Source organism: Krasilnikovia sp. M28-CT-15, from assembly GCF_047159595.1.
In the GTDB taxonomy this organism is placed as follows: domain Bacteria; phylum Actinomycetota; class Actinomycetes; order Mycobacteriales; family Micromonosporaceae; genus Actinoplanes.
Genome location: NZ_BAAGAK010000001.1, coordinates 2275381 through 2287925, shown reverse-complemented (window position 1 = coordinate 2287925; position 12545 = coordinate 2275381). Strand labels below are relative to the sequence as shown.

Genomic DNA, 12545 nt, shown 5'->3' with positions numbered 1-12545 from the left:
CCAGCCGTTCGGCTGGCCCCTTCGTCGTGCGGATGAATCAGCGGCCGGAGGTGATCTCCTCGCGCTCCTCGCGGGTCACCGGCGGCACGGCGGGCGACACCGGGGCCTCCGCCGGCTTCTCGACCGGGAAGAAGAAGCCCTTGATCGCGGGCCCGAGCGCCCCGACCCGGTTCATCTTCTTCGGTACGACCCAGCCGGCGTAATCCAGCGGCAGCGGGTGGCCGTGGTCGTCCACCGGGCCGAGCGGCTGGTGCACCTCCACGAAGCGCCCGTCCGGCAGCCGCTTGATGATGCCGGTCTCCACGCCGTGGGCCAGCACCTCACGGTCGTGCTGCTGCAGGCCGAGGCAGATCCGGTAGGCGATGAAGTACGCCAGCGGCGGCAGGATGATCAGGCCGATACGCCCCGCCCAGGTCATCGCGTTCAGGCTGATGTGGAACTTGTCCGCGATGACGTCGTTGCCACCCGACAGCGTGGCGACGATGAAGAACGTGAACGCCATGGCGCCCACCCCGGTCCGCTCGGGCGCGTCACGGGGCCGCTGGAGCAGGTGGTGCGTCTGCTTGTCCTTCAGCCGCCGCGCCTCGATGAACGGATAGAACATCGGCACCGTGGTCAGCGCCCCCAGCCCCACCACCGCGGGCCAGAAGAGCGGCGGAATGCTGTAGCCATCGCCGAACGGCAGCGTGATCTGCCACGCCGGCATGAGCCGGACCAGCCCGTCCATGAACATGACGTACCAGTCGGGCTGGCTGGCCGAGGACACCTCGTACGCCCGGTACGGGCCGAACAGCCAGATCGGGTTGATCTGGAACAGGCCCGCCAGCAGCGCCACGACGCCGAAGACGGTCATGAAGAAGCCGCCCTGTTTGAGCGCGTACCGCGGGAACATGCGCTCGCCGACGACGTTCGAGTTGGTCCGCATCGGGCCGGGCCACTGGGTGTGCTTCTGCTTGAACACCAGCGCCAGGTGGACGCTGATCAGGCCGAGCAGGCCACCCGGGATCAGCAGCACGTGCGCGATGTAGAACCGGCCGATGATCAGGTGGCCGGGGAACTCGCCGCCGAAGACCGACGCCGACAGCCAGGTGCCGATCACCGGGATGGACAGCATGATCGCGGAGGCGATGCGCAGACCCGTGCCGGACAGGCCGTCGTCCGGCAGCGAGTAGCCGGTGAAGCCCTCCAGGAAGCCGAGCAGGAACAGGATCAGGCCGATCGCCCAGTTCGCCTCACGCGGCTTGCGGAACGCGCCGGTGAAGAAGACGCGCGCCATGTGCACGATGATCGAGGCCATGAACAGCAGCGCCGCCCAGTGGTGCAGCTGGCGCATGAACAGGCCACCGCGCACCTCGAACGACAGGTGCAGCGACGACGCGTACGCCGCCGACATCTCCTGGCCGCGCAGCGCCAGGTAGGCGCCGTCGTACGTCACGTCCTGCATCGACGGGTCGAAGAACAGGGTCAGGAACGTGCCGCTGAGCAGCAGGATGATGAACGAGAACAGCGCGATCTCGCCCAGCAGGAACGACCAGTGGTCCGGGAAGACCTTGTTCAGCAGGCGACGCAGCGGCGTAGCGACCTGGAAACGTTCGTCGATGCCGGCCGCGGCAGCGCCGGGCATCGCACCGATGTCGAGCTTTCGGCGCTTCATGGCCGCTCCCAGAAGTCAGGGCCCACGGTCTCGCGGTAGTCCTCGCTCGCCACGAAGTATCCCTCCGCGTCCACCGTGATGGGCAGCTGCGGCAGTCTCCGGCTGGCGGGCCCGAAGATCGGCCGGGCGTTGTCGGTGATGAGGAACTGCGACTGGTGGCACGGGCAGAGCAACCGGTTGGTCATCTGCTCGTACAGGCTGGCGGGGCAGCCGGCGTGGGTGCAGATCTTCGAGTACGCGACGTAGTTGCCCCACATCGCGCCCTTGTTGATCGGCGCCGCGTTGGCCCGCGTCTTCTCCGCGTCGTCTACCCGCAGGTGGATGAGCAGGGTCGGCGAGTCAGCGTACTCGTTGGTGGCCCCACCCGGGACGCCCGGGAAGACCGTGATCTGGCCGCCGACGCTGACGTCCTCGGGCCGGATCGCGCTGCCGTCCTCGCGGGTGAGCCGGATCTTCTGGCCGTTCTGCGGGGTGAAGCCGGTGCGGAACAGCGGCGGGTCCTGGCCACGGTCGGGCTTGTGCGGGTTCTTGATCATCCCGCCGATCAGCGGCGCGGCCGCGACCAGCCCGATCGGCGCCAGGCCCAGCGCCACCGCGCCCTTGAGCAGCGGCCGCCGCTGGATGCCCAGCTCGTCGACCGTGAACAGCATCGTCTGACCGGTGATCTGCTGATCCTCGGCGCTCGACGCGCCCTCGTGCCGGTCCTGGATCGAGACCTCGTGCGGCAGCAGCTTCTTGGCCCAGGCGAGGATCGCCAGGCCGATGCAGAGCAGCGCGATGCCCAGCGAGATCCCCAGGATCGGGGTGTAGTAGTCACTGAGCGTGTCGCCGAGCTTGAACTCCCACGGCCACCAGATGTAGGCGACCACGAACGCGAGCGCCATGATTCCGGCGATCACGAACAGCAGGGCGATGGCCCGCTCGACCCTCTTCTCCGCCTTCGAGCCCGGCGTGGGGAACTGCGACTCGTACGTGACGATCTCGATGTCGTCGCGCCGCGCCCCCTCACGGACGATCTCGAAGCGCGACAACCGCGGGTCGCTGAGGTCGACCGGCTGGGTGCCGCCGGTCTGCCCCTCGTCCTTCGTAACGGTCATGGCCGTGCCTTTCTTGTCCTGCTCTCGCTGCGCTCGGTCATGACTTACCCGCGATCCACAGGGTCGTGAAAACCAGGATGGTGATGCCGACCAGGAAGATCGCCAGACCCTCGGTGACCGGTCCGTACCGGCCCAGGTTGAACAGGCCGCCCGGGTCCTTGTCCTGCTGGAGCTGGACCGTGATGTAGGTGATGATCTCCCGCTTCTGGTCCGGGGTGATCTCGTTGTCGCCGAACACCGGCATGTTCTGCGGGCCGGTCAGCATCGCGGCGTAGATCTCTTCCGGGGTCGCGTCGCCCAGGCTCGGGGCGAACTTGCCCGAGGACAGCGCGCCACCGGCTCCGCCGAAACTGTGGCAGGAGGTGCAGTTCTGCCGGAACAGCTCACCGCCGCGGGACAGCGCACCGGGGTCGGCCTCGGGGTCGACCGTCAGCGGCCCGGTCGGCAGCTGCGGCCCGCCGCCCAGCTCCTGGATGTACTGGCCGAGCTGCTTGACCTCCTCGGCCTTGAAGTGTGGCGCCTTCTGCTCGGCCTGGGCCTCCTGCCGGACCATCGGCATCCGGCCCGTGCCCACCTGGAACTCCACCGAGGCCGAGCCGACGCCGATCAGGCTGGGCCCGCGGCCCTCGACACCCCGGGCGTCACGCCCGTGGCAGCTGATGCAGCTGTTGTCGAACAGCGCCTTGCCCTCCTGAGCGGCCGCGGAGAGCTGGGTGTTGTCCTGCGCGAACGCGCCCGGGGCGAAGGCGGTGTAGACGCCACCGGCCAGCGCGAGCGCGGCGATCATGCGGACCGCGGCGCCGAGGCGGCGGCGCGCCCGGCTGGGTGCCGACCGCCGTCGGCGGAACACCCGGAAGCGCCGACCGGCGGGGGTGTCAGAAGTCATGGGCCTGTGTCCTCTTGAGTTTCGACCTGGTGGGGACGAGCGACGGCTACTGCAGCCAATAGATCATGGCGAACAGCGCGATCCACACGATGTCGACGAAGTGCCAGTAGTACGACACGACGATCGCCGACGTCGCCTGCGCCGGGGTGAACCGCCCCATCGTGGTGCGGATCATGTAGACGATGAAGGCGATCAGACCGCCGGTGACGTGCAGGCCGTGGAAGCCGGTCGTCAGGTAGAACATCGAGCCGTACCCGTCGTGGTTCAGCGCGATGCCCTCGGGCACGAGGTGGCGGTACTCGTTCGCCTGGCCGAGCACGAAGATCAGGCCCATGACGAAGGTGATGGCGAACCAGCGCCGCAGCGCGAACACGTCACCCTTCTCCGCCGCGAACACGCCGAGCTGGCAGGTGACCGACGAGAGAACCAGGATCACCGTGAACGTCGTCGCGTACGGGATGTTCAGGTGCGGGGTGTGCTCTTCCCACATCTTGTAGTCGGCAGCACGGATGGCGAAGTACATCGCGAACAACGCCGCGAAGAACATGAGTTCGCTGGAGAGCCACACGATCGTCCCGACGCTCACCATGTTGGGGCGCGTCAGCGAGTGGATCCGGCTCTTGTCGATGGCTGGGGCCGCTGTCACGGGCTCATTATTGCCCCGCGATCACCGCAACGTGTCGCGGGGGGCCCAATCCGGTACGTGTCGACGCCCGGTGACCGGGCCACCCCGCCGAAGTCCTAGCCTCAGGTGGTGCAGCTCGTCGAAACTCCCACCCTCGCGGGCGCGGCGGGGGACACTGTCCCCCCGCCGTTCACGGCGACGGAGATCTTCACCCAGGTCAGGCTGGACAGCCTGATCGCGCTGGGCCTGCTGGTCGCCGCGGCGCTCTACGCGTACGGGGTGCACCGGCTGCGGCGGCGCGGGGACGCCTGGGCGACCGGACGGTCGGTCGCCTTCCTGCTCGGCGGGCTGGGCTCGATCGCCGCGGTCACGGTCAGCGGGCTGGAGGCGTACGACACCACGCTGCTGTCGGTGCACATGGTGCAGCACATGATGCTGTCCATGGTCGGCCCGATCTTCCTGGCGCTCGGGGCGCCGGTCACCCTGGCCCTGCGTACGCTGGCCCCGGCCGCGCGCAAGAGGTTGCTGGCGGTGCTGCACAGCCGGGTGGTCGGGGTACTGACCTACCCCCTGGTCGCCTTCGGCCTGTTCGTGGCCAACCCGTTCGTGCTGTATTTCACTGACCTCTACCGCTACACCCTCGCGCACCCGTGGGCGCACGAGTTCATCCACGCCCACTTCATCGTCACGGGCTGCCTGTTCTTCTGGCCGCTGCTGGGCCTGGACCCGCTGCCGAACCGCTGGCCGTACCCGGCGCGGGCGCTGCTGATGGTGCTGTCCGTGCCGTTCCACACCGTCTTGGGCCTGACCATCATGCAGAGCCGGACCCTGCTCGGCGGCGACTGGTACCCGTCGCTGCACCTGGGCTGGGCGGACCCGCAGAACGACCAGGTGGTGGCCGGTGGCGTGCTGTGGGCGGGCGGCGAGATCGTCAGCGTCACGATGCTCGGCATCCTGGTCGTGCAGTGGATCCGCCAGTCCGAGCGGGAGGCCCGCCGCATCGACCGCGCCCTGGACCGCCAGGAAGCCGCGGAACGCGCCTCCCTGGACCGCCGGGACGCCGCGGATCGCACCCTCGAACGGGCCCCGGACCAGGACGACCGGCAGGCCGCCGAGCAGGAGGAACAGCAGGCCGCCGAGCAGGAGGAACAGCAGGCCGCCGAGCCGGACGGCCCGCCGGGCGCCGAGCAGGCGGCGCAGCAGGCCCGGCTCGCCGGGACGCGGACGCGCCCGCAACCGGACTCCGGATAACCGGTTCGCTACGATCAGCGGGCAGCTACGAGCGTGGGAGCCGGGCACGAGATGAGCGACGCACACAGCCACCGGGACGCATCCACCCAGCGGACCGAGCCGGAGCAGTACACCATCCTGCTGTACAGCGACGATCCCGCGGTGCGCGACCGCATCCGGCTGGCGATCGGTCAACGACCCGCCGCCGACCTGGCGGTCGAGTTCGTCGACGCGGCCACCTGGGAGCAGTGCCGTGAGCTGCTGGACGACTACGAGATCGACCTGATGGTCCTCGACGGCGAGGCCGCCCCGGCCGGTGGGCTCGGCATCGCCCGCCAGGTGAAGGACGAATACCAGGTGCCGCCGCCCACCTGCGTCGTCATCGCCCGCGCGGCCGACCGCTGGCTGGCCGCGTTCGCGCAGGTCGACGCGACCCTCGTGTACCCGCTGGACCCGGTCGTCACCGGCCAGACGGTCGCCGGCATGCTGCGTGCCCGCCGGGCCGGCGCCGTGCCGCTGGGCCAGATCGGCTGATCGTCCACCACCCGCCGTACCCCCCGGACGGAGGCCCCGCCATGGGCGCACCCACCTGGCCGAACCTGCTGAGCGCGCTGCTGCGCGGCGAGGAGCTGTCGACCCAGGACACCGCCTGGGCGATGGACGAGATCATGACCGGAAATGCCACCCCGGTCCAGGTCGCGGGATTCGCGATAGCGCTGCGCGCCAAGGGCGAGACCCCGGCCGAGCTGGCCGGGCTGGTCGAGGCGATGCTGGGCAACGCCACCCTGGTCCCGCTGCCCGACGAGGTGCGCACCAACGCCGTGGACGTGGTCGGCACCGGCGGTGACCGGGCCCACACAGTGAACATCTCCACTATGGCGGCGGTGGTGGTGGCCGCCAGCGGGGTGCGGGTGGTCAAGCACGGCAACCGGGCCGCCTCCTCCGCGTGCGGCACGGCGGACCTGCTGGAGTACTTCGGTATCCCGCTCGACCTGGGCCCGCAGGGCGTTGCCCGCACGGTGGCCGAGGCGGGGATCGGCTTCTGCTTCGCCGCCCGCTACCACCCCGGCATGCGGCACGCCGCGGTCACCCGCCGGGAGCTGGCCGTGCCGACCTTCTTCAACATGCTGGGCCCGCTGACCAACCCCGCCCGGCCCCGCTCGGCGGCGGTGGGCTGCTTCGACCTGCGGATGGCCCCGGTGATGGCCCAGGTCTTCGCCCGCCGTGGCGATTCGGCCCTGGTGATGCGTGGCGAGGACGGCCTGGACGAGTTCACCACGGCCGCGCCCACCCGGGTGTGGATCGCCCGTGCCGGCGCGGTCGAGGAGGCCCTGGTGGACGCCACGGACCTCGGCCTGCCCCGCAGCGCCCCCGGGGATCTGCGCGGCGGCGACGCGGCGTTCAACGCGGATGTGGCGGTGCGGGTGTTCGGTGGCGAGACCGGACCGGTCCGCGACGCGGTGCTGCTCAACGCGGCCGCGGCGCTGACCGCGCAGGCGGGCTTCCCGGGCGGCTTCCCGGACGCCCTGCGGGCGGGCATCGAGCGGGCGGCGGCGACCGTCGACTCCGGCGCGGCGACGGCCCTGCTAGAGCGCTGGGTGGCGGCGGCCCGCGCGGCGAAGGCCGCGGAGCCCGCCTGAGGCGATGATCACGCCCGGCCGGGCTGTGGAAAAGATCATCTACGGTACGGCGTGAGCTGCACGCGCGACACGCCGGTCAGCGTCCACCGCTGTGCCCCGATCGCATGACAGCGTTTCTCCAGGATTCCGGGTAATTCCACCTTCCCGTGAAGAGGAGACACCCGTGCGAGAACGCGAGATGCACTGCGTGACCTGCCAGCGCGACATGTTGTTCGAGATGGCGACGGGCGAGGATGCCGAGGACTGCCCCGAGCTGATCTGCACCGGCTGCGGTACGGCCGAGGTGCTGATCCCGGCCACCCTGCGGGTGTGGATCCAGCCCTCCGACACGCGGGGTCGCCGGGTGGCGCCGCAGCAGCGCCGCGCCGCCTGACCGACGACGACGGCCCGCGTCCCAGACGGGGCGCGGGCCGTGCCGTTGGTACGGATCAGTGCTCGGCGGGGTGCCGGGTACCGGAGTAGTACTCGAAGAGCAGGCCGCAGGCCGCGAAGATGACCGCGATGAGCCCGGCCGCGACGAGCCACCACATCACGAACACCAGGCCGACCGCGGCGATGGCCGCGGCCAGCGCCAGCCCGAAGGGCCAGTAGCTGCCCGGGCTGAAGAAGCCGATCTCCCCAGCCCCCTCGACGATCTCGCCGTCCGGCCGGTCCTCCGGGCGCAGGTCGATGCGGCGCGCCACGAACCAGAAGAACCCGCCGCACATCGCGCAGAGCAGTCCGGACAGGATCAGCGCCACGGTGCCGACCCACTCGGTGTGCTCGTTCGCGAGGTGCGTCCACGTCGCGTAGACCGCGGCGGCGCCGAACAGGAAGACGGCGACCCCGGCGAAGATCTTGTATTCGGTCTTCATCTGGTCCCCTACTTCCCGATGGCCGTCGTCTGCGGCTGGTACCAGCTCTGCCCCTGCCGGCGCGTGTCGAGCGGCTTGGTCTTCACGGCGAACGCCTGGTCACCGGTGAAGCCGATGGCGGCCATCGCCTCCGGCGTGGAGGCACCGGCCTTCTTCGCCGCGATGAACTGGTCGAACCGCTGCGGCGACACCACGACCAGCTCGAACTGCATGAACGCGTGGTACGTGCCGCACAGCTCCGCGCACCGGCCGACGTAGCGACCCTCCTTGTCGAGGGTCACCTCGAACACGTTGCGGGTGTTACCCGGGAAGACGTCGCGCTTGAACAGCAACTCCGGCACCCAGAACGAGTGGATGACGTCCTTGCTGGTCTCCTCGAAGCGGATCTTCTTACCGGTCGGCAGCACCAGCAGCGGAACGACGTCGGACGAGCCCACGGTCGAGGCCGTCGTCGACGCGGTGGACCCCACCCCGTCGCGGTAGTTGAACTGCCAGTTCCACTTGAACGCGACGATCTCGACGACCTGGTCCGGGTTCTTGGACAGCTTGTCGACACTGGTCTGCACGATCGCGGTGTAGTAGAAGAGGATCGCGACCACGAGCACCGGGGTGACCGTGTACAGCACCTCCATCGGCATGTTGAACCGGGTCTGCACGGGCAGCTCGTCACCGCGCTTGCGATACCGGATCACACACCAGAAGATCAGACCCCACACGAAGAAGCCGACCACGAGCGCCGCGATCACCGAGGCGATCCACAGGTCGTACATCTTGTGTGCCTGCAGGCTCACGCCCGGGCCAGGCCATCCGAAGTTGCCGAACTTGGCACCGATACTGTCCGCGGAACAGCCCGCGAGCAGGGTCAGCAGCAACGCCCCACCGACGCCGAGCCCGGCGAGCCGGACTGCTCGTGGCCGTGCGGCCGAACTCTTTACGCCCACCTGCTCCTGCCTCCTATGCAGCGCCCCCTGGCGCCGAGCCCCTCATGAGCGCCGCCTGGCGCGGAGCCCTCATGAGCGCTTGATCAGCGCGGATCCGGACACCGGCGGCAAGGCGTCACCGACGGTCGCACATTACTCGACCAGGCCCTACCGTCCCGTTGCGGGGGTCCGATCTTCGGCTCACCCAGGCGTTGCACCGACAAGCTGGACGATACCGTTCCGGGGGTGGAATACACGTCCGATCGGGACCGCGCCGCGACCTACCTGGACGCGGCCACCGCCGCCCCGCTGCATCCGGTGGCCCGGCAGGCGCTGCTGGCGGCGCTGGAGGACGGCTGGGCCGACCCCGACCGCCTGTACGCGGGCGCCCGCCGCGCCCGGCAGCTACTGGACGCCGCGCACGGCGCAGTCGCCGAGGTCCTCGGTGTACGCCCGGACGAGGTGACCTTCACGCCCAGCGGCACCGCCGCGGTGCACAGCGCGATCCTCGGCGGCCTGGCCGGCCGGCGCCGCGCGGGCACCCGGCTGGTCCACTCCGCGATCGAGCACTCGGCGGTGCTGCACGCGGCCGCGCTGCACGGCGACGCCGCCGAGGTCGGCGTGGACCGGCTCGGCCGCCTGGATCTGGACGCCTGGCGGGCCGCGGTCGCCGCCCCCGAGGTCGCCCTCGCCGCCCTGATCAGCGCGAGCCACGAGGTGGGCACGGTGCAGCCGGTGGCCGAGGCGGCGCGGGCGTGCGCGGACGCCGGGGTGCCGCTCATGGTCGACGCGGCCCAGTCGCTCGGGCACACCGGCGTGCCGGCGGGCTGGTCGTTGCTGACCGGCAGCGCCCGCAAGTGGGGCGGGCCGCCCGGGGTGGGGCTGCTGGTCGTGCGTAAGGGGGTGCGGTGGCTGGCGCCGTACCCCGGTGATGATCGTCACCGGCCGCGCCCGGTGGGCGCGCTGGACCTGCCCGCGGTGGTCGCGGCCGCGGCGTCGCTGCGGGCCGTGGCCGCCTCGGCGGCCGCCGAGGCGGCCCGGCTGTCCGCCCTGGTCGAGCGCGTCCGGAGCCGGGTCGCGGCGAGCGTGCCCGACGTCGAGGTGGTCGGCGACCCGGTGCAGCGGCTGCCGCACCTGGTCACGTTCTCCTGCCTGTACGTGGACGGCGAGGCGCTGCTGCACGCGCTGGACGCCGCCGGGTTCGCGGTCTCGTCCGGCTCGTCGTGCACGGCCTCCACGCTGCGGCCCAGCCACGTGCTGGAGGCGATGGGCGTGCTCAGCCACGGCAATGTGCGGGTCTCCCTGCACCGCGGCACCACCGAGGCCGAGGTGGAACGGTTCCTGGACGTGCTGCCCGGGATCGTGGGCGAGCTGCGCGCGGCCGCCGGGGTGAGCGGGCTGTGATCGTCCTGGACTGCCTGGGCCAGCGCTGCCCGCTGCCGGTGATCGCGCTGGCCCGGCGGCTGCCGCAGGTGCCGGTCGGCGAGGTGGTCCGGGTGCTGGCCGACGACCCGGCCGCGGCCAACGACATCCCGGCGTGGTGCCGCCTCAAGGGCCAGCAGTACGTCGGCGCGGCCGACGGCCCCGGCTACGACGTGCGCCGGGTCAGCTGAGGTACCCGACCACCGAGGGCACGGGGTCCTTGGCCAGGTGGGTGTCCACCACCAGGCGTGGTCCCAGGTACGGCTCGTACTCCGCGCCGCGTTCGAGCACCCGCACCCAGTCGGGGATGCCGTCGTGGTCGCGGGCGGCGTACCGGGCCTCGACCCGGCGGCGGTGCTCCGCGTCGTCGCCGCAGATCACCTCCACCACGCGCAGCGGCACGTCCATCCGCTCCGCCAGCTCCACCCACATCTGCCGGGCGGCGCGCACCGGGTTCACCGCGTCGATGATCACACTGTGGCCCATGGTGAGTTGCGTCTCGGCCAGCGCGGCCACCACGGCGTACGCGGCGAAGCCGGGGCGCGGTTCGGTGACGTCGTACTCCCGCAACGTGAAGTCGACCGCGTCGACCGCCAGCACGGCGGCGGGCAGCGCCGCGCCGACCTGCCGGGCAAGCGTGCTCTTGCCCACCCCCGGCAGGCCGGCGAAGACGGCCAGGACCATGCCCGGCTCAGGCGGGCAGGTGCGGAATGACCTCGGCGGCGGCCTCGTCGCCGTACGAGTCGGCCAGGCGCTTGGCGAAGAAGTCGCTGCGGACGTCGTACTCCTGCGGGCCGACCGTCTCCAGCACCAGCGCGGCCAGCAGCGAGCCGACCTGCGCGGCCCGCTCCAGCCCCAGCCCCCAGCTCACGGCGGCGAAGAAGCCCGCCCGGAAGCCGTCGCCGACGCCGGTGGGGTCGCCGACCACGACGTCGCGGGCGACCGGCACGTGGATGCGCTCCAGGCCCTTGCCGGTGATCTCCACGCCGTCCTTGCCCAGCGTGGTGACGCGGATCTTGACGTGCTCGAGCACCTGCGCGTCGGTCAGCTCCGCCTTCGTCTCCAGCAGCGACTTCTCGTACTCGTTGGTGAGCAGGTAGTCCGCGCCGTCGATCAGGGTCAGCACGTCGCCGCCGGCCATGCGCGCGAGCTGCTGCGACGGGTCCGCCGCGAACGCGTAACCCCGGGCCCGGCACTCCTGCGAGTGGCGGATCATCGCGGCCGGGTCGTTGGCGCTGATCAGCACGAGGTCGAGGCCGCCCGCGCGCTGCGCGACCGGGGTCAGCTCGATGTTGCGGGCCTCCGACATGGCGCCCGCGTAGAACGAGGCGATCTGGTTGAGGTCGTCGTCGGTGGTGCAGACGAACCGCGCGGTGTGGGCGACCTCGCTGACGTGCACCGAGTCGCAGTCCACGCCGTGCCGCTCAAGCCACGAGCGGTAGTCGGCGAAGTCGGCACCGACCGCGCCCAGCAGGATCGGGCTCAGACCGAGCTGGCCCATCCCGAACGCGATGTTCGACGCGACCCCGCCGCGGCGCACGACCAGGTCGTCGACGAGGAAGGACAGCGACACCTTGTGCAGCTGGTCGGCGATGAGCTGATCGGCGAACCTGCCGGGGAAATGCATCAGGTGATCGGTGGCGATCGAGCCGGTGACGGCGATCTTCATATGAACCCTCGTGGTGGGTCGGCGGGGATTACCGGGTGAGCCTACCGGTCCGACCCCAGCGGGACACTCTTACGCCGCCGGGCGGACACAGCACGGCCGCCCCCGGGTCACCCCGGGGACGGCCGTGTCGTGCGAGAGTGCGGTGCGGCTCAGTGGAACGAGTCGCCGCAGGCGCAGGAGTTCTGCGCGTTCGGGTTGTCGATGGTGAAGCCCTGGGCGTCGATACGGTCGGCGAAGTCGATCGTGGCACCGGCCAGGTACGGCGCGCTCATCCGGTCGACGACGACCTCGACCCCGTCGAAGTCGGCGACCACGTCGCCGTCGAGCGAACGCTCGTCGAAGAAGAGCTGGTACCGCAGGCCCGAGCAGCCCCCGGGCTGCACGGCGATCCGCAGCCGCAGGTCGTCCCGGCCCTCCTGCTCGATCAGGGCCTTGACCTTCACAGCCGCGACGTCGGTCAGGATGACGCCGGTCGGCGCGGCGGCCGGGGCCTCGGTCGACTCGGTGTGCGCTTCAGTGGTCACGTGCGGTTCTCCCTGCGATGGCGG

Annotated in this window: 14 protein-coding genes and 1 pseudogene; 6 read left to right on the top strand and 9 right to left on the bottom strand. The window is 70.9% G+C overall.

The genetic code is table 11. The features are described 5' to 3' along the window. Window positions 1–37 precede the first annotated feature (37 nt). Genes ACMCNO_RS10890 through ACMCNO_RS10875 form a run of 4 tightly spaced genes read right to left on the bottom strand, consistent with a single transcriptional unit; the run spans window position 38 to window position 4283 of the window. Window positions 38–1654: a cytochrome b gene (locus ACMCNO_RS10890; RefSeq protein WP_412749284.1), complete on the bottom strand. Its 1617-nt coding sequence runs from the start codon at window positions 1652–1654 to the stop codon at window positions 38–40. Continuing rightward, on the bottom strand, window positions 1651–2751 hold the full coding sequence (locus ACMCNO_RS10885) for a ubiquinol-cytochrome c reductase iron-sulfur subunit (RefSeq protein WP_412749283.1): 1101 nt from the start codon (window positions 2749–2751) through the stop codon (window positions 1651–1653). Before ACMCNO_RS10885 ends, ACMCNO_RS10890 begins: the two co-directional genes overlap by 4 nt. A 37-nt stretch (window positions 2752–2788) precedes the next feature. Beyond that, a complete protein-coding gene (locus tag ACMCNO_RS10880) occupies window positions 2789–3637 on the bottom strand; it encodes a c-type cytochrome (RefSeq protein WP_412749282.1) in 849 nt (282 codons plus the stop codon). 46 nt (window positions 3638–3683) lie between these two features. Then, window positions 3684–4283 carry a heme-copper oxidase subunit III gene (locus ACMCNO_RS10875; RefSeq protein ID WP_412749281.1) on the bottom strand — a complete coding sequence of 200 codons (600 nt, stop codon included), beginning with the start codon at window positions 4281–4283 and terminating at the stop codon, window positions 3684–3686. Between the two features lie 108 nt (window positions 4284–4391). On the opposite strand from ACMCNO_RS10875, the pseudogene ACMCNO_RS10870 reads away from it, so the two are divergent. The 4 genes and pseudogenes from ACMCNO_RS10870 to ACMCNO_RS10855 all read left to right on the top strand — a co-directional run. After that, a pseudogene (locus tag ACMCNO_RS10870) lies at window positions 4392–5306 on the top strand (cytochrome c oxidase assembly protein); the annotation flags it as partial. Between the two features lie 258 nt (window positions 5307–5564). Then, complete coding sequence (locus tag ACMCNO_RS10865; protein ID WP_412749280.1) at window positions 5565–6026, top strand: hypothetical protein; 462 nt, start codon at window positions 5565–5567, stop codon at window positions 6024–6026. Between the two features lie 41 nt (window positions 6027–6067). Then, window positions 6068–7132 (top strand): anthranilate phosphoribosyltransferase, encoded by a 1065-nt coding sequence (trpD, locus tag ACMCNO_RS10860; protein WP_412749279.1) that lies wholly within the window; start codon window positions 6068–6070, stop codon window positions 7130–7132. 163 nt (window positions 7133–7295) lie between these two features. Further along, a complete protein-coding gene (locus ACMCNO_RS10855) occupies window positions 7296–7505 on the top strand; it encodes a hypothetical protein (protein WP_412749278.1) in 210 nt (69 codons plus the stop codon). Between the two features lie 55 nt (window positions 7506–7560). Here ACMCNO_RS10855 and ACMCNO_RS10850 read toward each other — a convergent pair whose 3' ends face one another. Then, a complete protein-coding gene (locus ACMCNO_RS10850) occupies window positions 7561–7986 on the bottom strand; it encodes a cytochrome c oxidase subunit 4 (RefSeq protein WP_412749277.1) in 426 nt (141 codons plus the stop codon). Between the two features lie 8 nt (window positions 7987–7994). After that, on the bottom strand, window positions 7995–8927 hold the full coding sequence (gene coxB, locus ACMCNO_RS10845; RefSeq protein WP_412749276.1) for a cytochrome c oxidase subunit II: 933 nt from the start codon (window positions 8925–8927) through the stop codon (window positions 7995–7997). Between the two features lie 225 nt (window positions 8928–9152). Between coxB and ACMCNO_RS10840 the strand changes: the two genes are divergently transcribed. Together ACMCNO_RS10840 and ACMCNO_RS10835 are read left to right on the top strand one after the other, a co-directional pair. Beyond that, entirely contained in the window at window positions 9153–10310 is a 1158-nt protein-coding gene (locus ACMCNO_RS10840) for a cysteine desulfurase family protein (RefSeq protein WP_412749275.1), read from the top strand. Beyond that, window positions 10307–10519 (top strand): sulfurtransferase TusA family protein, encoded by a 213-nt coding sequence (locus tag ACMCNO_RS10835; RefSeq protein ID WP_130511425.1) that lies wholly within the window; start codon window positions 10307–10309, stop codon window positions 10517–10519. The genes ACMCNO_RS10840 and ACMCNO_RS10835 overlap by 4 nt, the downstream gene beginning before the upstream one ends. Here ACMCNO_RS10835 and ACMCNO_RS10830 read toward each other — a convergent pair. The 3 genes from ACMCNO_RS10830 to erpA all read right to left on the bottom strand — a co-directional run bounded on the left by ACMCNO_RS10830 (window position 10512) and on the right by erpA (window position 12521). Further along, a complete protein-coding gene (locus ACMCNO_RS10830) occupies window positions 10512–11012 on the bottom strand; it encodes an AAA family ATPase (RefSeq protein ID WP_412749274.1) in 501 nt (166 codons plus the stop codon). The two genes, ACMCNO_RS10835 and ACMCNO_RS10830, sit on opposite strands and share 8 nt — an antisense overlap. A gap of 7 nt (window positions 11013–11019) precedes the next feature. Next, a complete protein-coding gene (locus ACMCNO_RS10825; protein WP_412749273.1) occupies window positions 11020–11997 on the bottom strand; it encodes a carbohydrate kinase family protein in 978 nt (325 codons plus the stop codon). A gap of 149 nt (window positions 11998–12146) precedes the next feature. Continuing rightward, entirely contained in the window at window positions 12147–12521 is a 375-nt protein-coding gene (gene erpA, locus ACMCNO_RS10820; RefSeq protein WP_412739977.1) for an iron-sulfur cluster insertion protein ErpA, read from the bottom strand. Between the last annotated feature and the right edge of the window lie 24 nt (window positions 12522–12545).